This is a genomic window from Bifidobacterium sp. N5G01 (assembly GCF_002742425.1).
GTDB lineage: Bacteria > Actinomycetota > Actinomycetes > Actinomycetales > Bifidobacteriaceae > Bifidobacterium > Bifidobacterium hominis.
On the sequence record NZ_NJNP01000001.1, the window covers coordinates 1 to 19,687 of the forward strand.

The window sequence follows — 19,687 nt, forward strand, 5'->3', positions numbered from 1 at the left end:
CCCCTGATGTTTGTTGCATCGTCTGGAATCAGACGAAGAATGGTTTGACGTTGGACCAAATACGTCTGCTGACGCATGGATGGTTCATCGTATACAGGTGCACACCGTCGACGCCCCGCGCCACTAGATCGCAGATCTGCTCGGATGCGTAAGCGATACCCGCCTCTTTAAGCAAAGCCTTGTCGCTTCCCCATTTATCAAGCATAATGCTGAGTTTTTCGGGGATCTTCGACTGACATTTGCTCGACATGTTCAACACCGATTTCGCGTTCATGACTGGCATGATGCCCGCTTCGATCGGCGCATCGACGCCTGCGGCCCTCGCTTTGTCGAGGAATCTCAGGAAGTCCTCGTTGTCGTAGAACAGTTGCGAAATCAGGTGCGTCACGCCGGCGTCGACTTTCTTTTTGAGATTGTCGATGTCTTCTTCCAGCGTTGCCGCCTGCGGGTGCTTTTCCGGATAGCAGGCGCCGTAGATCTTCATGCCCGGGCGCTGTTGGCGGATATATGCGGCCAGATCGCTGGCATGTTCGAACACTCCTGCCGGTTCGGCACCGTCGATGCGGTCGCCACGCAAGGCGAGCACGCCGGAGACCTTGGCCTGTTCGAACATGTCGAGTGCCTGGTCGACGTCATCCTTGTTCAGATACTGCGCGGTCAGATGGGCCACGCTGGGGATGCCGTATTCGCTTACCGTGTGGGCGATGCGCGCGGTCAATGTACGGTCGGATGATTTGCCGGTGCCGTAGGTGACGGAAATGAAATCGGGGTCCAACCCCTGCAGGCCATCCAACGTATCGTAGATGGTGCCTACAGGGGAGGTTCGCTTCGGAGGGAACACCTCGAGCGAGAACATTGGCGAATGCATGGCTGTCGTCTTGTTCCTAACGTTTCGCCTTATTTGGTCAGCTTGGCACGCACAGCCTGGGCTGCGGCCACGAGGTTTTCAAGGCTTGGCCAGGTTTCGGCGTTGCCGCGGGTCTTCAAACCGCAGTCGGGGTTGATCCACACCTTTTCGACGTCCATCTTCTTGAGGATTTCGTAGATGCGTTCCTCGATTTCGGCTTCGGACGGGATGCGCGGCGAGTGGATGTCGTAGACGCCCGGGCCAGCTTCGGTTTCGAAGTTGGCGTCGTGAATGGCGTCGAGCACCACGAGATCGCCGCGGGAAGCTTCGAAGGAAATCACGTCGGCGTCCATGGCGTCGATGTCGGTGATGATGTCGTTGAACTCCGAATAGCACATGTGGGTGTGGATCTGCGTGGTCGGCTTGACCGCGGAGTGCACCAGTCGGAATGCCGGAATGGCCCAGTCGAGGTACTTCTTGTGCCAGTCGGTCTTCCTGAGCGGCAGCTTTTCACGCAGGGCGGCCTCGTCGATCTGGATGACCTTGATGCCAGCGGCTTCGAGATCGAGCACTTCGTCGCGGATGGCGAGGGCCAGCTGCTGGGTCTGCTGCTCGTGGGTGATGTCCTCGCGCGGCCAGGACCAGTTGAGAATAGTGACCGGGCCGGTGAGCATGCCCTTCATCACATGACTGGTACGGGACTGCGCGTAGGCACTCCATTCCACGGTAATCGGGTTGGCGCGGGACACGTCGCCCCATACGATCGGAGGCTTCACACAACGGGTGCCATAGGACTGCACCCAAGCGTTCTTGGTGAACAGGAAACCGTTGAGGTTCTGACCGAAGTATTCGACCATATCGTTACGCTCGAATTCGCCGTGCACAAGCACGTCAAGGCCGATCTGCTCCTGATGCTTGATGCAGGCGTCGATCTGCGCCTTCATGTATTCGTCGTATTCAGTCTTGGTGATTTCGCCCTTGCGCAGTCTGGCGCGTTCGGCGCGCACTTCCTTGGTTTGCGGGAAGGATCCGATGGTGGTGGTCGGCAGCAACGGCAGGTTCAACGCCTCACGCTGTGCCTTCTGACGTTCGGCACGTGCCGGCTGACGCACGAAGTCCGAGTCGGTCAGAGCTGCGAGACGTTCCGCCACGTTCTTGTCGGCGGCAACGCGGGTACCGTCGAAGAGCGCCTGGTTGGCGGCCAATGCCCCGGATGCCTTCTTGTCTTCCTCGCTGGCGTCGGCGAGAACCGAGAGGTCGTGCAGTTCGCCGAGCTTTTCAACGGCGAAGGCGAAATGCTTGCGCACATCATCGGCGAGACCGTCTTCACCTTCGGTGCTGAACGGCACATGCAGCAGGGAGCTTGCGGTGGAGACGGCCACGTTGTCGGTGACCTTCTTCAGCGCGTCGACGAGTCCAAGGCTGACGGCGTAATCGTTGCGCCAGATGTTGCGGCCGTTGACCACACCGGCGAAGATGGTGGTGCTCTCTGCGACGCCGAACTTTTCAACGGCGGCGAGATTCTCGTCCTTGCCTTCGTTGAGGTCGAGTCCGATGCCGTCGAAGGCGAGCAGGTTGACTGTCTCATACACGTCGGCGATGTGGCCGAAGTAGGTGTTGAGCAGCACCTTAATCTTGCCGTCGCGTGCGGGCAGGATCTTGGTGTACAGGCTCTTGAACAGTTCGACGTCGCCCGGCTCCTTGTCGAGCACGAGGTACGGTTCGTCGATCTGGATCCATTCGGCGCCCAGCTCGGCGAACTTGGCCACGACCTCGGCGTAGACGGCGGCGACCGCGTTGACCAGGCCCTTGTCATATTCGAGTTCTTCGGCCTGCGGATTGCGGGCGAGCTTGAGGAAGGTGTACGGGCCGATGAGCACCGGCTTGGTGGTGATGCCGAGCGCCTTCGCCTCGTTGAATTCGTCGAACGGCTTGGTGCTGTTGAGCTTGATGTCGGTGGCTTCGTCGACTTCCGGCACCAGATAGTGGTAGTTGGTGGTGAACCACTTCTTCATCGGCAGCGCGGTGACGTCGCCCTTGTCTCCCTGGTAGCCGCGGCCCATGGCGAACAGCGTCTCTTCGGGATTGTCGAAGGCGAGGCGCTGGTAGCGCTGCGGAATGACGTTCAGCAGGATGGCAGTGTCGAGCATTTGGTCGTAATAGCTGAAGTCGTTGCTCGGAATCAAATCGATTCCGGCTTCCTGCTGCAGCTTCCAATGCTTGGCGCGCAGCTCCTTGGCGGTGGCGCGCACGTCGTCGAGCGTTGCGGCACCCTTCCAATAAGCTTCGATAATCTTCTTCAGCTCGCGGTTCTGGCCGATGCGAGGGAAACCGGAGACGGAAGTGAGAACGGACATGAATCCTCCATCTGATATGAACAATGCAACCCGCTCAAGCTATCACAAATCGCCTTGATATAAGTCATTAAGAAAATTTGAGTGTCGTTATAAGCATGGTTTATACCAGTTGGCGCGATAGTTTCACGCCTCTCAACATCATGCCGATCGACAAGGAATTATTCAAAATCCTTGGCCGTCAGCAATGCGATGAGTTCGCCGCTGTGCAACTGCCATTGGTTGAACGGCTCGTTCGAGCCGAATACGGCGAGCGAAGCCGGCGACATGCCCAGATTCAGCAGCTCGAGCAGTGTCGCATCCGATTCGGAACTCGCCAGCCACTGGCATGCGATCGACACGGTGGGCTCATGGCCAAGCACCAACAATTCGCGATGCTTTTCCTTGGTCTGCGCAAGCTCGTCGAACACGGACTGCACTCCACCCTCATACAGGCTCTGGCGGTAGTCGACCTTCGGGTCGTCGCCGAACACCTTGAGCATGCGGTCGCATGTCTGTCTTGCTCTGGTGGCGCTGGAGCACGCGATACGCGTCGGCGCCATTTTGTGAGCGGCCAAGCCTTTGGCGACGGCCTTCGCCTGCTTGCGTCCCTTGTCAGTCAGTTCGCGCCCGGCGTCGCCGCCGTCACCGAACGGTTCGGTCTTGGCGTGGCGCATCACCAGCAGCACGTATTTGTAATCCTTGGCTTTCTTCGCAACCTTCTTAAGGCTCGTTCCCATGGACGAATGCTCCAATCCTTAACGATCCGATGCGCGTCAACGCAACACACACGACTATTGTCTCAGAACACCTGCAAGAATCACCGTATCAATCGCCGATAGCCTCGACCTGCGCGTCGAGATCGCGCAGCACTTTGCGCAGCTTACGGTCGGAAATGTCACGCAGTTCAAGGTCTTCGAGCTGTTCGGCACGTTCTTCGGCGCTCAGGGAATCGATATCCGTGGTTGTGTCTTTCGTGGCACGGTCGCGTTTGCGCAACGCCTGGAATCCCGGAGCCATCGCACGGGATACCATAAGGAAACCGGTGTGCCCGATCATCTGATGGTCGGGGCGGATTGCCAAACCCTGCACCTTCCAGTCGCGTTCCAGCGTTTCCTGGATGCCCGGTTCCGTCCAGCAGCCGGCTTCGCGCAACGCCTCCGCCATACGACTCAGCTGCGTGGTGGTGGTCACATACGCCACGAGCACGCCTCCGGGGGCGATCACTCGATACGCCTGTTCAAGCCGGTTCCAAGGGTCGAGCATGTCAAGCATGATGCGGTCGAAGGAATGCTCCGGCAACGTGGCCGCCACCGAGTCGAAATCTCCAGTTTTCAAATCCCACCAAGCAGGGCGGCCTCCGAAATAGACCGTGGCGTTCGCTTCGGCCACGCGGGCGAATTCCGACCGCATCTCGATGGTGGTCAGCCGGCCGGACTCACTCACCGCGTCCAGCAGGTTGATGCTCATGGCGCCAGATCCGGCTCCGGATTCCAGCACGTTCATGCCGGAACGGATGTCGCCCAACTGAATTACCTGGGCAATGTCCTTCGGATACATGATCTGCGCGCCTCGAGGCATCGACAGCACATAGTCGGCCAGCCTCGGACGCATTACCGCGAACTGCCATCCACCGATGGCGCGCGTGCCCTTCCAAGGCTTGTTGGCGTCGCGTTCCGGATGGTCCTGGTTGATCTGGGTCTCGCGTTTGGCGCTCACCGTAACCACCACAGATCCCTCCAGCTGCCCAATCACGTCGTCGTGCAGAATGATGCCATGCGAGGTCTGCGTCACGCCACCAGGCACCAGCTGGTCGGTGATCTTATTGGATCTGCGATCCGTGAACTGCACTTTCTCGCCCGTCGTCAACGGTCCTCGACGCATCAATCGCTCCTTCATTGCAAACATGGATTCCATCATTGCGACAGCACGGTCAAGACCCGCCTGTCTAGCGCTATTCATGCTACAGCATGTTCTGCCTTGCAAAGCGCCAGTTACAGCGCGTACGCGTTCCAACGCCCGTTCGCGTGCGTCACCTCGAGCTTCAGACCGAACACCTCGCTCAGGCGCCCGGACGTAAAGCCATGTTCCAAGTCGCCCGTGTACACGATGGTTCCGGGAGCCGGATCGTTACCTGCCACATTGTCGGCATATGCGTCGGCTTCGCTGCCGGTGATTCTGCCCATGATCGCCACATGGTCGAATCCCTGCGGAATCTCCTCAAGACGATGCGTCACCAATACCACGGCACGGTCTGATTGTTCGGCGCCGACTCGGCTCAACGCACGGAGCGCGATTTCACGACCACCCAGGTCGAGTCCTGTGGTCGGTTCGTCCAGAATCAGCAGATCCGGATCGGCCATCAGCGCACGGCAGATCAGCACGCGCGTGCGTTCGCCTTCCGAAAGCTTGAACATCATCTTGCCTTCGAGGTATTCGATGCCGAATTCGCGCATCAGGGAGCGCGCCTTGGCATAATCCTCGTCGGTGTAGGTGTCGCGCCAACGGCCGGTGGTCGCGGTCAATGCGGTCACGATGGCGTCGAGCGGATCTTCCTGAGGCGGGAACGCACGGCTCAGTTCCGCGGAACTCAAACCGATGCGGTTACGGTAGGAGAACACGTCCACTTTTCCGAGACGGTTGCCAAGAATGTCGACGGTGCCTTCGGACGGGAAGCCCCTGGTACTCATCATCTGCACCAGGCTTGATTTGCCGATGCCGTTAGGACCGAACAGCACCCATTTCTCACCTTTGTTGATTTCCAGATTGACTTTGGTGAGAATCACGCGCTTACGACGACGGAATTCCACGTCACTGAGTTTCAGCGCGATGTTCTGTTCCGGCATTCTTCCTCCCTTGCCGTTGTTCAGATTGCAGTCACGAAAACGCCTTCCGCCAGAATAATGCGTCCGGAGGAAGGCGTTCACGTATCGTCTACGTGGTGAACGGGTTATTCGGCGGCTTTGCCCTGCTCGGCCAGCACATCCTCGTAAACCTTGACGGTCTTGTCGGCGATCGACTCCCAACTGAAGCTGTCGCGTGCGCGTTCATATCCGGCCTGGCCCATCCGCTTCGCCTTTTCGGGGTCGGCCATGATGCGGTTGATGGCGTCAGCCATATCGTGTACGAACTTGTCTGGATTGGTCGGGGTGCCAGTGCCGTCGTGCAACTGGTCGACGGGCACGAGATAACCGGTTTCGCCGTCGACGACGACCTCGGGAATACCGCCTGTCGCGGAGGCTACCACGGGCAGACCGCAGGCCATGGCCTCAAGGTTCACGATTCCGAGCGGCTCGTAGATGGACGGGCAGATGAACGCGTCGCAACCGTGTTCGAGCGCGTTAAGTTCCGGCTTCGGCAGCATCTCCTCGATCCAGATGATGTTGCCGCGCTCCTCATCAAGCTTGGCGAACGCGGTTTTGACCTCGTTCATGATTTCCGGAGTGTCGGGCGCGCCGGCGCACAGCACGACCTGGATGCCCGGATCGACGAAATGCAACGCCTGCAGCAGGTACGGCAAACCCTTCTGCCTGGTGATGCGGCCGACGAACAGGAGCGTGGGCTTATTACGGTCGATGTTGTAACGTTCGAACACCTTCCAGCCCGGATCGTCGTCAGCCGGGATTTCGAACTGGCTCATGGTGATGCCGTTGTGCACCACGACCACCTTGTCGGGATCAAGATTCGGATATGCGGACAGGATGTCCTCGCGCATGCCGGCGGATACGGCGATGACGCGGTCGGCGTGCTCGTATGCGTCACGTTCAGCCCACGAGCTCAGGTCGTAGCCGCCGCCCAACTGCTCACGCTTCCATGGGCGGAACGGTTCGAGGGAATGCGCGGTGATGACCAGCGGCGTTCCGTGCAGCATCTTGGCAAGGTATCCGGCCAAGCATGCATACCACGTGTGCGCGTGGATAATGTCGGCGTCCACATCGTCGGCGATCTGCAGATCGACGCCGAACGTCTTCAGCGCGCCGTTTGCTTCCTGGAGTTCCTTGGGAACGTCGTATCCGACGACCTTGAGCGAACCTTTCGGATTGTCACCCGGGATTTCGGGAATCTCGTTTTCGGCACGTGGTCCGTCAAATGCACGAACCGTCACATCCACACGTTCCGCCAGAACCTTGGAAAGCTCCTCTGCGTGCACGCCTGCGCCGCCGTACACCTTGGGCGGATATTCACGGGAAAGGATGTCAACCTTCATATCTGTGCTCTCCTCTTCGAGTCAGGCAGTTGTTCCACCACTACTGTAAGGCAAATTTCCAAGGAAACGCCTGATTGTTTCATTCGTGTCACAAAGTTTTGCATCTTTTCTAAAAATGCAAACAAGGAGGTCAATAAACCAGGAACGAATAGTGTCGTCATTCGTGACTCGCATGCGAAAGCGGGGCTGCATCCTTCCATCGGATGCAGCCCCGCTCTGCGTTCATCGCCTTACCATCAGACGGCCGTACCATTCTGATCGAGGTTCGGATTATGCTTCGGGTTACCCGCCGTGAAGAACAGGCTAAGCACACCGACGGCAAAGACAGTGGAAACAGTTGCGATGAGCCACATCGGATGCGATGGCAGCCACATGACTACAAGGAATGCGATTGCGGACAATGCGATCAGCGCCCAGCTGGCCACGCGGAACCACTGGCGCACGGAATGCGGCGCCTTGAACATCTTGGGATTTGTGTAATCCGGATTGGTGGTCAGCAGGCTTTCGTTTTCCACGACGCTGCCGCCGGTCGGTTTCCATGGACCGTCGATGCCGTCCTGCAGGCGACGGGACTTCTCCTGAAGCTGGTATTCGTCAAGCATGCCGGAACGACCACGGCCTCTGGTCTGGTCGTACTGTTGGGGCACTCCCCTGCGGTTCTGCTTGGCTTGGGCACGTCGTTCGGCGCGATTTGGCATTGGTGCACTCCTTTGTTACTTGTTGCTGCATGCCACTTTAGCGCATGCCGGACCCGTACGCCGGCTGTTTTCCACGCTTCAGTCATATCAATTCAAGGAAAACGTTGCCTATAGGAAAAGTGGTCTTCATCCGCATGCCGATGGATGCGGATGAAGACCACTTGGATCCTGGTGTCGTCGTCGAATCAGCGCGGCAGCATCATCGGCCTTTTGGAAGCCACGATGGGCGCCGGAAGTTCAGTGGCACCGGTGAGGTATTCATCCACGGCAGCCGCGCAGGAGCGGCCTTCGGAAATGGCCCATACCACGAGGCTCTGGCCGCGGCCGGCGTCGCCGCAGGCGAATACGCCATCCTGGCTGGTGGCGAACTTATCGTTGCGAGCCACATTGCCGCGTCCGTCGAGGTCGACGGGCAGCTGATCCACGAGCGTGGTGGTGTCCGGATGCAGGAAGCCGACGGAGATGAGCACCAGATCGGCCGGAATCACGCGTTCGGTGCCCGGCTGGCGGGTGAATGGGCCGTTTTCGCCGGGTGCCACGTTCACGACCTTGAGACCGGTCACATGTCCGTTCTCGTCGGCCACGAAGCCTTCGGTGGCGGTGGAGTGCTCCACCTTCACCTTGGCCTGTTCCTCTTCGATGCCGACGAAGTTCACGGAATCCGTGCTGTACACGTATTCAGCACGCTGAGTTTCAAAACCTTCCTCCATGGAGGAGGTCTTCTGGTACAGGCGTGCGAAAGTCGGCCACGGTTGGTTGGCCGGGCGTTCGCTTGGTTCCTGCGGCATGATCTGCAGCACGGTGACATCTTTGGCGCCTTGGCGAATGGACGTGCCCAAGCAGTCGGATCCGGTATCGCCGCCGCCGATGATCACGACATGCTTGCCTTCGGCGGTGATGTCATTGACTGGCTTAACGCCGTAGACGCGGCGGGTTGCATCAGGCAGGAACTCCATGGCGAAGTGGATGCCCTTGAGTTCACGGCCCGGAATCTTCATATCGCGCGGCACGGTGGAACCGATGGCGACGACCACGGCATCGTAGCGGGAGCGCAAATCGTCCCAAGAGATGTCTTTGCCGATCTCCACGCCGGTGCGGAACACAGTGCCTTCGGCCTCCATCTGTTCCACACGGCGGTCAATGAGCCGCTTGTCGAGTTTGAAGTTCGGAATGCCGTAGCGCATCAGACCGCCGATGGCGTCATCACGCTCGTATACGACCACGGTGTGGCCGGCGCGGGTGAGCTGCTGGGCGCATGCCAGACCGGATGGGCCGGAGCCGACCACTGCGACGGTCTGGTCGGTCAGACGCTGCGGAGGCAACGGCTTGACATAGTCGAGATCCCATGCCTGATCGATGATCGTGCATTCGTCGTTCTTGATCATGGTCGGCGGCTGGTGGATGCCCAGCACGCAGGCGGCCTCGCACAGCGCGGGGCAGATGCGGCCGGTGACCTCAGGGAAGTTGTTCGTCTCGGACAGGCGGTTGTACGCATCCTCCCACTTCTCCTGGCGGACCAGATCGTTGAATTCTGGAATGATGTTGCCCAGTGGGCAGCCGTTCATGCAGAACGGCGTGCCGCAATCCATGCATCGGGCCGCCTGTTCGGTGGTCCAAGGTTGCAGGCCGGATTCGGCGTGGACGTCGAACCAATCCTTGATTCGCTCCTCGACGGGGCGTTCGGCCAGTTCGCGACGGGTACGGACCTTCAGGAATCCACGTGGATCTCCCATGTCAGCGCGCTCCTTCCATAACCTGCTCGTACACCTGTTCCCAGACGCCGGGCGTATTGAAATCGATATTGTTCTCTTCGGCGTTCTTCATCGCCTTCTGCATGGCGAGGAAGTGCCTCGGCACGATGTGCGTGAATCGCTTGGATACATTCTTCCAGTCGGCGAGCAGTCCGGCCGCGAATGCGGAGCCGGTCTCTTCCGCGTGCTGCTTGACCAGGCCGTGCACGATTTCGTCCGACTCACTGTCGAGCGGTTCGAACAGCAGTGCGCCGTTGGTGGCGGCTGCCGGGTTGACCTGCTTCATATCGAGATCGAGCACGTACACGTGGCCGCCGGAGAAGCCTGCGCCGAGGTTGCGGCCTGTGGGACCGAGAATCACGACGGTGCCGCCGGTCATGTATTCGCATCCGTGGTCACCGACGCCTTCCACCACGAAGGTGGCGCCGCCGTTGCGTACGCCAAAGCGTTCGCCAGCGCGTCCCGCCACGAACATCTGGCCAGAGGTGGCGCCGAAACCGGTGACATTGCCTGCAATCACGTTCTCATGCGGATCAAAGGTGATGCCCGCTTCCGGACGCACGACCATACGGCCGCCGGACAAGCCCTTGCCTGCGTAGTCGTTGACTTCGCCGTATATGCGGATGGTTTCGCCGCGTGGGATGAACGCGCCGATGGACTGGCCGCCCGCACCGTGGAAGGTCATGTCGATGGTGTCGTCCGGCAGACCTTCCTCGCCGTAGCGCTTGGTGATCTCGTAGCCGACCATGGTGCCAAGCGTACGGTACACGTTGCGGATTGGCATCTCGATGCGCACCGGCTCCTTCCTCTCAAGGGCTGGCTGCGCAAGCTCGATGAGCTTGTTGTCGAGCGCCTTGTCGAGCTCGTGGTTCTGCTCGATGGTCTGATGCAGGATGGTTCCCGGAACCGGTCCCGGCTGCATCAGCACGTTGCTCAAATCGATGCCGTCGGACTTCCAACGCTTGATCGCTTCGTTCTGATCGAGGCATTCGACATGGCCGACAGCCTCCTCCAAGGTGCGGAAGCCAAGCTGTGCGAGCAGTTCGCGCACTTCCTCGGCAATGAACATGAAGAAGTTGATAACGTGCTCCGGCTTGCCCTTGAAGCGTGCGCGCAGTTCGGGATCCTGGGTGGCGATGCCCTGCGGGCAGGTGTTCTTCTGGCAGGCGCGCATCATGACGCAGCCTTCGACGATCAATGCGGCGGTGGCGAAGCCGAATTCCTCGGCGCCAAGCAGGGCTGCGATCACCACGTCGCGTCCGGTCTTGAGCTCGCCGTCGCACTGCACGGTGATGCGCGAACGCAGGCCGTTGAGCACGAGCGTCTGCTGGGTTTCGGACAGGCCGATCTCCCATGGGGTGCCGGCGTGCTTGATGGCGTTGAGCGGAGCCGCGCCGGTGCCGCCGTCGTAGCCGGAAATCAGCACCACGTCGGCATGGCACTTGGCCACGCCGGCGGCGATGGTGCCGACGCCGAATTCGGAGACGAGCTTGACGTGCACGCGAGCCTTCGGATTCGCCATCTTCGCATCGTTGATCAGCTGCTTCAGATCCTCGATGGAATAGATGTCGTGGTGCGGCGGCGGGGAGATGAGCTCTACGCCCGGGGTCGCGTGACGCACCTTGGCGATCCACGGCGGGACCTTGGCTCCCGGAAGGTGGCCACCCTCACCCGGCTTGGCGCCTTGGGCGAGCTTGATCTGCAAATCAGTGGCGTGCACGAGGTAATCGCTGGTCACGCCAAAACGCGCCGATGCGATCTGCTTAATCTTGCTGTAGCGCAGCGGATCGTTGATACGATCCTCGGATTCGCCACCTTCGCCGGAGTTAGAACGTGCACCGATGGTGTTCATCGCGATGGCGAGGGTCTCATGCGCTTCCTGGGAGATGGATCCGTAGCTCATGGCTCCGGTGGAGAAACGCTTGACGATCTCGCTGGCCGGCTCGACCTCGCTGATGTCGATCGGCTTGCGGTCGGACTTGAACTTCATCAGTCCGCGCAGCGTCATCAGACGGTTGGAGGTGTCGTTGATGTGCGCCGAATACTTCTTGAACATGTCGTAATCGCCGCGCTGGGTGGACTGCTGCAGCAGGAAGATGGCCTCAGGATCATTGAGGTGATCCTCGCCGGTGCGGCGCCACTTGTACTCGCCGCCGGTGCGCAGGTTGCGGTGCGGACGGGCGGTCCACTGCGACGGGTAGGCCACACGGTGACGAATGGCAACCTCTTCGGCCAGTTCGTCGAGTCCGACGCCGCCGACGCGGGAGGTGGTGCCGGTGAAGTATTTGTCGATGACGTCCTTGTTCAGGCCGATGGCTTCGAACAACTGCGCGCCGCGGTAGCTCATGATGGTGGAGACGCCCATCTTGGCCATGATCTTGAGCACGCCGGTGGACAGCGCGTTGGTCAGGTTCTTCACTGCGGTTTCGGCATCGACGTTGAGATACCCATTGCGGGACAGGTCTTCGACGGATTCGAACGCCAGATACGGGTTGACTGCTGCCGCGCCGTAGGCGATTAGCAGAGCGACATGGTGGATTTCGCGCACATCGCCGGCCTCCACGACCATGGAGATCTGGGTACGCGTGTGTCTGCGCAGCAGGTGGTGCTGCACCGCGGAAGTGAGCAGCAGTGATGGAATCGGTCCCCACGTGTAGTTGGATTCACGGTCGGAGAGCACAAGGAAGTTGGACCCGTTTGCGATGGCCTCATCGACTTCCTGGAAGATTTCCTCAAGACGTTCCTTCAGTGCCTTGCCGCCGCCTGCGACCTGATAAAGACCCTTGACGACGAACGGCTTGTAGTAGCCGCCGAGGATCTTGGCGCGGTCGAGGCGCTTGAGCTGCGCCATTTCGTCGGAGTTGAGCACCGGCAACGGAATGAGGATCTTCTTGGCGTGCAGTTCGGAATCGGCCAGCAGGTTCGGCTCGGGACCGATGGCGGATTCGAGGCAGGTCACGATCTTTTCACGTTCCCAGTCGAGCGGCGGGTTGGTAACCTGCGCGAACTTCTGGGTGAAGTAGTCGAACAGCATGCGGCTGCGGGAAGAGAGCGCGGCCATAGGCGCGTCGTTGCCCATGGATCCGAGCGGTTCCTTACCGGTGTTGGCCATCGGGGCGAGCAGCAGCTTCAGGTCCTCTTCGGTGTAGCCGAAGGCACGCTGACGGCGCTGCACGGACTGGCCGGAGTGGTTGACGTGCTCGCGCTTGGGCAGCTGGCTCATCTCGACGGTGTTGCCTTCGACCCACTGGCGGTACGGATGCTGGGCAGCGAGGTTCTTCTTGATTTCTTCGTCGGGGATGATGCGGCCTTCATCGGTGTCGACGAGGAACATCTTGCCCGGCTCCAAGCGGCCCTTGGACACGATGTGCTCCTCGGCGTTCTCCGGAAGCACGCCGGTTTCGGAGGCGAGCACGATGTAACCGTCGTCGGTGAGCTGCCAGCGGCCGGGGCGGAAGCCATTGCGGTCGAGCAACGCGCCGACCTGAGTGCCGTCGGTGAAGATGATGTGCGCGGGGCCGTCCCACGGTTCGATCAGTGTGTTGTTGTATTCGTAGAACGCCCTAACGTCGGGATCGAGCTGGTCGTTCTTCTCCCATGCCGGCGGCAGCATCATGGAGATGGCATGCGGCATGGAACGTCCGGACAGGTGCAGCAGTTCGAGGCATTCGTCGAACGTGCCGGAGTCGGAGTAGCCCGGGGTCGCGATCGGCAGCAACGGCTTGAATTCGCCAAGCAGTTCGGAGCTCAGTCGACCTTCTCGCGCGGACAGCCAGTTACGGTTACCCTGGATGGTGTTGATCTCGCCGTTGTGAGCCAGCTGGCGAAACGGCTGTGCGAGCGGCCAGCTCGGGAACGTGTTGGTGGAAAAACGGGAGTGCACGATGGCGATCTTCGCCTTCATGCGCTCATCAGAAAGGTCCAGGAAGAAGGGCTTGAGCTGCATGGTGGTGAGCATGCCCTTGTAGGTGATGGTGCGTGCGGAAAGGGACGCGAAGTAGATGCCCACCTCGTGTTCCACGCGCTTGCGGATGCGGAACGTCTTGCGGTCCAGTTCGATGCCGGTGAGCTGCCCTTCGGGGTCGGCCACGACCAGCGTCTTGAACGCGGGCATGCTGGCGAGCGCCTGCAGTCCGAGTCCGTCCGGGTTGGTGGGTACGACGCGCCATGCGAGTACTTCGAGGCCTTCTTCGCACACGATTTTGGCGATGGCCTGTTCTTGTTGGCCGGAGGTGGCGATGTCTCGGTCGAGGAACGCGATGCCGGCGGCGTAGTGGCCTTCTTCGGGTAGTTCGACGCCTGCGGTGGCGCGCATGAATTCGTCGGGCATGCTCATGAGGATGCCCGCGCCGTCGCCGGTGTTTTCTTCGGCGCCGACCGCGCCACGGTGGTTGAGGTTGACGAGCACTTCAATGGCGTCGTCGACGATTTTGCGTTCGGGGCGCTTGTTGAGGGTGGTGACCATACCCACGCCGCAGGCGTCATGCTCGGCGCCGGGATCGTACATACCTTGGGAATCATGGATCGTGAGATCTAACGGGGTGTGGAAAGTCACCGAAACCACCTTCAATGTTTTTGGGCAAGAAAAGTCTTGCGGTTCTTTAATGCGCGGTTTAGAATAGCGCGCCTTTGTGTCGTGGATATTTCCGTGTCCATATAACGAATACCCAGAAAAGTCAAGGTACATTTTCTTGAGGAAATGTGGAGAATTCACAACGCACTGGGCTCTCATGCCAACTCATCCAAGTATCGACGCATGCCGTTATGCTGGTTGCCTGTCCGAATAGCACAGGGGGAGCCGATATGTGGCTGAGACGGGCTTTGCCTGGACCCTCATACCTGATCAGGGTAATGCCTGCGTAGGAATGTCACGAACAGTGCGCACATGCGTTCCCCTGTGTCGGCGATCATAGACTGGTCGCCCCCATAAGGAAGAGAGGGAATTGGCATGTCTGCCATGTCGCAACCGTCCGTTCAGAGCGGATCCAATTCGAAGAAGCTCACTCCAAAGAACGTTTTGCTGGGCTTGCAGCATGTGTTGGTGTCTAATGTGTGGCTTGATCCGGTATTTGTGGCCGGTGCCATTGGGTTGCCGTTGGCCTTGTCTTCGAATATGGTGAATGCCATTTTCATCGTGTCCGGTTTGGTCACGTTGATTCAGTCCACGAAATTGGTGCGTCTGCCGATTGTGCAAGGTCCGTCTGCCGCGTTTGACGCGTTGATGATTGCCGCTGGTACCGCCGGTTCGTTGGCTGCGGCTGGCACGTCGATTTTTGTTAGTTCGCTGATTTTTCTGGTGTTGTGTCTGACTCGTGTGATTGAGAAGATGCGTTTTCTATTTGCGCCGATGGTTTCCGGCGTGATTATTTTTCTGGTGGGCGTTTCGCTGTCGAGTTTCACATTGAGTGAGTTTCTTGGCGGCGCTCCCGGCGATGACGGGTTCGCTGATCCGAAGACGCTGGCCGTGTCTGTGGTGACTTGCGTGTTGGTGGTGGTGCTTTCCCAGTTCGGCAAAGGCATGGTCAGGGCGCTTTCCTATTTGATTGCGCTGGTTGTCGGCACTTCGCTCTCCATAGTGTTTGGCATGGCGGATTTTTCCGGGGTTGCGTCCAAGCCTTGGTTCGGTCTTCCTCAGATCATGCCATATGGCGGTTTTGATTTTGATGCTACGGTTTTTGTACCGTTCTTCATCGCATATATGGTTGCGATTATGGAAGCGCTTGGCGTGTATCAGGCGGCCAGCGAGATTCAAGGCGTCAAGCTTGAGGATCGCCAGGTTCGTTATGGTTTGTCCGGCGAAGCGGCTGGTTCCGCTATTTCTTCGCTGATCGGTGGCTTCACCACTACCGCATATCCACAGAATGTCGCTTTACTGAAGGTTACGGATGAGGGCAAGTCCCACACACGCGTGCCGGTGATCATCGCCGGTGTGGTGTTTGTGGCACTTGGTTTCGTGCCGAAAGCCGGCGCGATGTTGTCGCTGATTCCCTCCCCTGTAATCGGCGGCATTTTCCTTCCGGCTGCGGCGAGCCTGATCAGTACGGGCTTCAATACACTGCGCAAGGCAGAGCCGGACGACCGATCCCAAGTAGTCATCGGCTTGTCACTGCTGTTGGGTATCGCGTTGCCGAACGCATTGAGCGGTCTTGAGGGCGGCGCTCACGTGTTCTTCTCCAATTCGATTCTGGTCGGCGCGTTCTGCGTGGTGATTCTCAAAGCGTTGCTGATCGATTTGCCGAATCTAATCAATCGTCGCAAAACAGCCGTGGGCAACAACGGGGATCAGGCACAAGCTTGATTCATGGCCAACCGTTACCGAAATTCAACATAGGAAAGGAACATTGCATCATGACATCGATGTCGCTAAACACTGAAGCGCAGCAGGTCAAGGCAGATGTGCTTGAGTTCATCGAAAAGTACGGATGCGAAACCGCGCCGGATGAGGCGTTCGACGCACTCGCACGACAGATTTTCGCTTTTCAGTACGCTCATAACATGCAGTATCGCACGTATTGCATGTCTCGCAGGGTGACTCCGCAGACGTTGTCCAGCTGGATGGATATTCCACCGATGCCGGTGGATGGGTTCAAGATGCTGACGCTCACTTCGGTTCCCGAGACGGAGTGCGAGGCCGTGTTTATGACCAGCGGCACCACGCATCCTGGCCAGCGTGGACGCAACTATCATCCTGATCTTGAGGTGTGGGACGCTTCGATGATCGGCCCGTTCCGTCATTTCATCATGCCGGACCGCGAGCGTATACGCATCGCAGTGCTCTCCCCCGCTTGGGAGATGAATCATAATGGTTCGTTGGCCCGTTATCTGACGCGTGCGGTGGAGCGGTGCGGTAGCGAGGGCAGCGGCTTCTTCTTCCATGAGGATGGATTGGACTTCGCGGGCGTGGAGAGATTCCTCAATCAGGCGGTGGCCGATGGCGAGCCGGTGATGCTGATGGGTGCCTCGTCCGCATACCTGTATCTGCTTGACTATCTTGCCAAGCAGGGCAAGACCTATGCGTTGGCGAAGGATTCGCGTGTGTTCGATACCGGTGGATTCAAGAGCACAAAAACCGATATGACGGTCGATGACCTGTATGCGAGGTTCTCTGAAGTGTTCGGCGTCGCGCGCACGCACTGTGTGAACATGTATGGTATGACGGAGTTGAGTTCACAGATTTACGATCAGAATCTGCTGTCGTACTATACGGATGGCTCGTCGAATTATTTGAAGGCCACGCCGTCGTGGGTTCGTTCCGTGTTTCTCGATCCGGCGACCCTCATGCCTGTTCCCGACGGCAAGCAGGGTGTGATCGCGCATTACGATTTGGCGAATTGGAATTCCTGCCTGGCGATTTTGACGGAGGATCTTGGCGTGCGCACCGCTTCCGGTTACGAACTCAATGGTCGTGCGAAGGGTGCGGAGGCACGTGGCTGCTCCATCGCCGTCGATGAGGTGATGGCGGCGAACGCATGAGCGTCATCGATGTTTTCCATGCGCCGCGCGGTTTCGTGTTTCAGGATTTCGAAACGCGCGACATCATCACCGATCATGGTGAGGTCACGTTACGATATCCGGTGCTCACTGCGGAGATAATCCGTGATTTGTGCGGGACGGTACGTCGTAATCGGCTGCAGGCACTGTCGGCATATTCCGTCGAACGCATTGTGGATGTTATCGGTAAGGCTGTGGCATTGTGGACGGATCCCGATTATGAGGGACGTCTGCTTGCCGAATCGTTGATTCCCTCCATTACCGGCTATGATCCGACGATGACGCGCATCGAGTTGAAACGTTACATGCGCATGTTCCGTAGACGCGAGCTGTTGCGTTTTCTCGACGATGAGCTGTCGAGCCCGCGCATGCTGGATGAATACCGTCCGAACAAGTCCGGCGGATACACGCGCCTGTACGGACCGGATCTGACGTTCCACGTGTTCTCCAGCAATGTTCCCGGCATTCCTGTGTGGAGCATGACCATGAGTTTGCTGACGAAAAGCGCGATCATCGGCAAATCCTCGTTCGACGAGCCGCTGATGCCCGTGCTCTTCGCGCGCTCCTTGGCGCAAATCGATCCGGATCTTGCTGACGCTTTGGCCGTGGTGCCATGGCGCGGCGGCACTGTGGAACTTGAAGACATGGCGATCGGCGAAGCGAACGCCGTGATCGCCTACGGTTCTTCGCACACCACCGAAGCCATCCGTCCACGTGTCGGCGCCGGCAAACCGTTCCTCAGCTATGGTGCTCGCATTGGCTTCTCACTGATTGGCCGCGAAGCATTGCGCGCGGACACGCATGTGCAGACCGTGCACCGCATGGCCGTGGACGTGGCCACCTACGACCAACAAAGCTGTTTGGCGCCGCAAACCATCTTCGTGGAACGAGGCGGAGCCATCTCCCCCGCGCAAACCGCCGAACTGCTTGCCCGCGAACTCGACTCGCAGCAGCACAAATATCCAAGATCCACCCCCTCCGATGAAGAATCGCTCGCCATACGCAGAGCGCGTTCAGAAACCGAAATGAAGGCGCTGTTCATGGCGGCACCGGCATCAGACGGTTCCGTGGCCCAAAGCAACCTACAGGCGCCGTTCGTCATCGAATCGCCGCAAGGCACCAACTGGACCGTACTCTACTTCCCCAATACCGACAGTCTCACCTCATTGGCGACCCCACTCAACCGCACCATCAACCTCGTCGCCGTGGACCAGCTCGAAAACGCGCTGCCAACGTTGAAACCATATCGCGTTTGGCTGCAAACCTGCGCGATCGCCGCCAGCTCATCCAGACTGTTCACGCTTGCGCAGCACGTGGGCGAATACGGCATCGATCGCATCTGTCCCATCGGCGAAATGAACCGTGCGAAATCCGGATGGCACCACGATGGCGGATTCAACATCCTCGATCTTGTCAGAGCCGTCGATATCGAACGCAACACCGACCGTTATTCCGACACCTTCGACATCGACTACGAATAATCCCAAGGAAACCCCATGAACCAGCAACCCACAAGTCGACCGCTCACCGGCAAAACAGCCATCGTCACCGGAGCAAGCCGAGGCATCGGCGCCGCAATCGCACTAAGACTCGCGCAACTCGGCGCCAACGTGACCATCGACTACCTAAGCAACAACGAACGCGCGCAACAGACCGCGCAACATATCGAACACGACGCCGCAGCGCTAGGACGCATCATCGTATGCAAGGCAGACGTGACCGACCTAGACCAAGTCAACGAACTCACGCAAACCACAGCCAACACTTTCGGCAGCATCGACATCCTCATCAACAACGCACTCAGTCACTACTCGTTCGACCCGCGCAACCGCAGTACCTTCGACAACACCGACTGGAACGACTATGCAATCCAACTCGAAGGATGCCTCAAAGGCACCTACAACACCTGCACAGCCACACTGCCATACATGCGACGCCAATCATGGGGACGTATCGTCAACATCTCCAGCAACCTCGTCGACAGCCCCATCGTCCCCTACCACGACTATATAGCCGCCAAAGGCGCACTCATCGGGCTCACACGCTCGCTGGCGCAGGAAGCCGGCGCGTGGGGCATCACGGTGAATGCCATCGCCGCAGGGCTGACCGTAGGCACGGATTCAAGCCGCGCCACTACTGAAGATATTCGCGAACATATCATTGAACAGACGCCTTTGGGACGGCTCGCCACCGCCGACGACATCGCAGGGGGCGTAACGATGCTGGTGGGTGAGGATGCGCGTTTCATCACCGGACAGACATTGCATGTCGATGGCGGACTCACGATGCGCTGATTGTGAACATCCGGCGACAGCCTCGTTCGAGGCGCTATGCCATCGGGCCTCGAATGCAACAACCTG

General features: G+C 59.0%; 13 protein-coding genes and 1 riboswitch. Of the genes, 4 read left to right on the plus strand and 9 right to left on the minus strand.

Translation table 11 applies throughout. The annotated features are described in order from the left end of the window. Positions 1-28: 28 nt before the first annotated feature. From metF to gltB, 9 genes are all read right to left on the minus strand, one after another. Positions 29-868, minus strand: coding sequence for a methylenetetrahydrofolate reductase [NAD(P)H] (metF, locus tag CE168_RS00005; protein ID WP_099570604.1), 840 nt, complete (start codon positions 866-868; stop codon positions 29-31). A 29-nt stretch (positions 869-897) separates the two neighbouring features. Then, on the minus strand, positions 898-3,204 hold the full coding sequence (gene metE / locus CE168_RS00010; RefSeq protein WP_099570605.1) for a 5-methyltetrahydropteroyltriglutamate--homocysteine S-methyltransferase: 2,307 nt from the start codon (positions 3,202-3,204) through the stop codon (positions 898-900). Positions 3,205-3,362: 158 nt separating this feature from the next. Further along, entirely contained in the window at positions 3,363-3,920 is a 558-nt protein-coding gene (locus CE168_RS00015) for a SixA phosphatase family protein (protein ID WP_099570606.1), read from the minus strand. Positions 3,921-4,008: 88 nt separating this feature from the next. Continuing rightward, positions 4,009-5,064, minus strand: coding sequence for a tRNA (adenine-N1)-methyltransferase (locus CE168_RS00020; protein WP_099570607.1), 1,056 nt, complete (start codon positions 5,062-5,064; stop codon positions 4,009-4,011). A gap of 110 nt (positions 5,065-5,174) precedes the next feature. Continuing rightward, positions 5,175-6,026 (minus strand): ABC transporter ATP-binding protein, encoded by an 852-nt coding sequence (locus CE168_RS00025; protein ID WP_099570608.1) that lies wholly within the window; start codon positions 6,024-6,026, stop codon positions 5,175-5,177. Positions 6,027-6,130: 104 nt separating this feature from the next. Next, positions 6,131-7,387: a glycogen synthase gene (gene glgA / locus CE168_RS00030; RefSeq protein ID WP_099570609.1), complete on the minus strand. Its 1,257-nt coding sequence runs from the start codon at positions 7,385-7,387 to the stop codon at positions 6,131-6,133. Between the two features lie 236 nt (positions 7,388-7,623). Next, complete coding sequence (locus tag CE168_RS00035; RefSeq protein WP_099570610.1) at positions 7,624-8,085, minus strand: Yip1 family protein; 462 nt, start codon at positions 8,083-8,085, stop codon at positions 7,624-7,626. Positions 8,086-8,270: 185 nt separating this feature from the next. Next, positions 8,271-9,818 carry a glutamate synthase subunit beta gene (locus CE168_RS00040; protein ID WP_099570611.1) on the minus strand — a complete coding sequence of 516 codons (1,548 nt, stop codon included), beginning with the start codon at positions 9,816-9,818 and terminating at the stop codon, positions 8,271-8,273. A gap of 1 nt (position 9,819) precedes the next feature. Next, positions 9,820-14,391 carry a glutamate synthase large subunit gene (gltB, locus tag CE168_RS00045; RefSeq protein ID WP_099570612.1) on the minus strand — a complete coding sequence of 1,524 codons (4,572 nt, stop codon included), beginning with the start codon at positions 14,389-14,391 and terminating at the stop codon, positions 9,820-9,822. A gap of 226 nt (positions 14,392-14,617) precedes the next feature. Further along, a riboswitch (TPP riboswitch) is annotated at positions 14,618-14,719 on the plus strand. Positions 14,720-14,784: 65 nt separating this feature from the next. On the opposite strand from gltB, the gene CE168_RS00050 reads away from it, so the two are divergent. The 4 genes from CE168_RS00050 to CE168_RS00065 are packed head-to-tail and all read left to right on the plus strand — an operon-like array spanning position 14,785 to position 19,621. Further along, positions 14,785-16,134, plus strand: a complete 1,350-nt coding sequence (locus CE168_RS00050) for a solute carrier family 23 protein (protein WP_099570613.1) — start codon at positions 14,785-14,787, stop codon at positions 16,132-16,134. Between the two features lie 50 nt (positions 16,135-16,184). Beyond that, positions 16,185-17,309 (plus strand): LuxE/PaaK family acyltransferase, encoded by a 1,125-nt coding sequence (locus CE168_RS00055; protein ID WP_099570614.1) that lies wholly within the window; start codon positions 16,185-16,187, stop codon positions 17,307-17,309. Next, the gene (locus tag CE168_RS00060) at positions 17,306-18,808 is read left to right on the plus strand and encodes an acyl-CoA reductase (protein WP_099570615.1); all 1,503 of its coding nucleotides are present in this window, start codon (positions 17,306-17,308) and stop codon (positions 18,806-18,808) included. Before CE168_RS00055 ends, CE168_RS00060 begins: the two co-directional genes overlap by 4 nt. 15 nt (positions 18,809-18,823) lie before the next feature. Next, on the plus strand, positions 18,824-19,621 hold the full coding sequence (locus tag CE168_RS00065) for an SDR family oxidoreductase (RefSeq protein WP_099570616.1): 798 nt from the start codon (positions 18,824-18,826) through the stop codon (positions 19,619-19,621). Positions 19,622-19,687 lie beyond the last annotated feature (66 nt).

What these genes read in the sequence shown, in the direction of transcription:
- metF (WP_099570604.1), bottom strand. Translation starts at nt 868, where the DNA reads ATGCATTCGCCAATGTTCTCGCTCGAGGTGTTCCCTCCGAAGCGAACC.
- metE (WP_099570605.1), bottom strand. Translation starts at nt 3,204, where the DNA reads ATGTCCGTTCTCACTTCCGTCTCCGGTTTCCCTCGCATCGGCCAGAAC.
- CE168_RS00015 (WP_099570606.1), bottom strand. Translation starts at nt 3,920, where the DNA reads ATGGGAACGAGCCTTAAGAAGGTTGCGAAGAAAGCCAAGGATTACAAA.
- CE168_RS00020 (WP_099570607.1), bottom strand. Translation starts at nt 5,064, where the DNA reads ATGCGTCGAGGACCGTTGACGACGGGCGAGAAAGTGCAGTTCACGGAT.
- CE168_RS00025 (WP_099570608.1), bottom strand. Translation starts at nt 6,026, where the DNA reads ATGCCGGAACAGAACATCGCGCTGAAACTCAGTGACGTGGAATTCCGT.
- glgA (WP_099570609.1), bottom strand. Translation starts at nt 7,387, where the DNA reads ATGAAGGTTGACATCCTTTCCCGTGAATATCCGCCCAAGGTGTACGGC.
- CE168_RS00035 (WP_099570610.1), bottom strand. Translation starts at nt 8,085, where the DNA reads ATGCCAAATCGCGCCGAACGACGTGCCCAAGCCAAGCAGAACCGCAGG.
- CE168_RS00040 (WP_099570611.1), bottom strand. Translation starts at nt 9,818, where the DNA reads ATGGGAGATCCACGTGGATTCCTGAAGGTCCGTACCCGTCGCGAACTG.
- CE168_RS00050 (WP_099570613.1), top strand. Translation starts at nt 14,785, where the DNA reads ATGTCTGCCATGTCGCAACCGTCCGTTCAGAGCGGATCCAATTCGAAG.
- CE168_RS00055 (WP_099570614.1), top strand. Translation starts at nt 16,185, where the DNA reads ATGACATCGATGTCGCTAAACACTGAAGCGCAGCAGGTCAAGGCAGAT.
- CE168_RS00060 (WP_099570615.1), top strand. Translation starts at nt 17,306, where the DNA reads ATGAGCGTCATCGATGTTTTCCATGCGCCGCGCGGTTTCGTGTTTCAG.
- CE168_RS00065 (WP_099570616.1), top strand. Translation starts at nt 18,824, where the DNA reads ATGAACCAGCAACCCACAAGTCGACCGCTCACCGGCAAAACAGCCATC.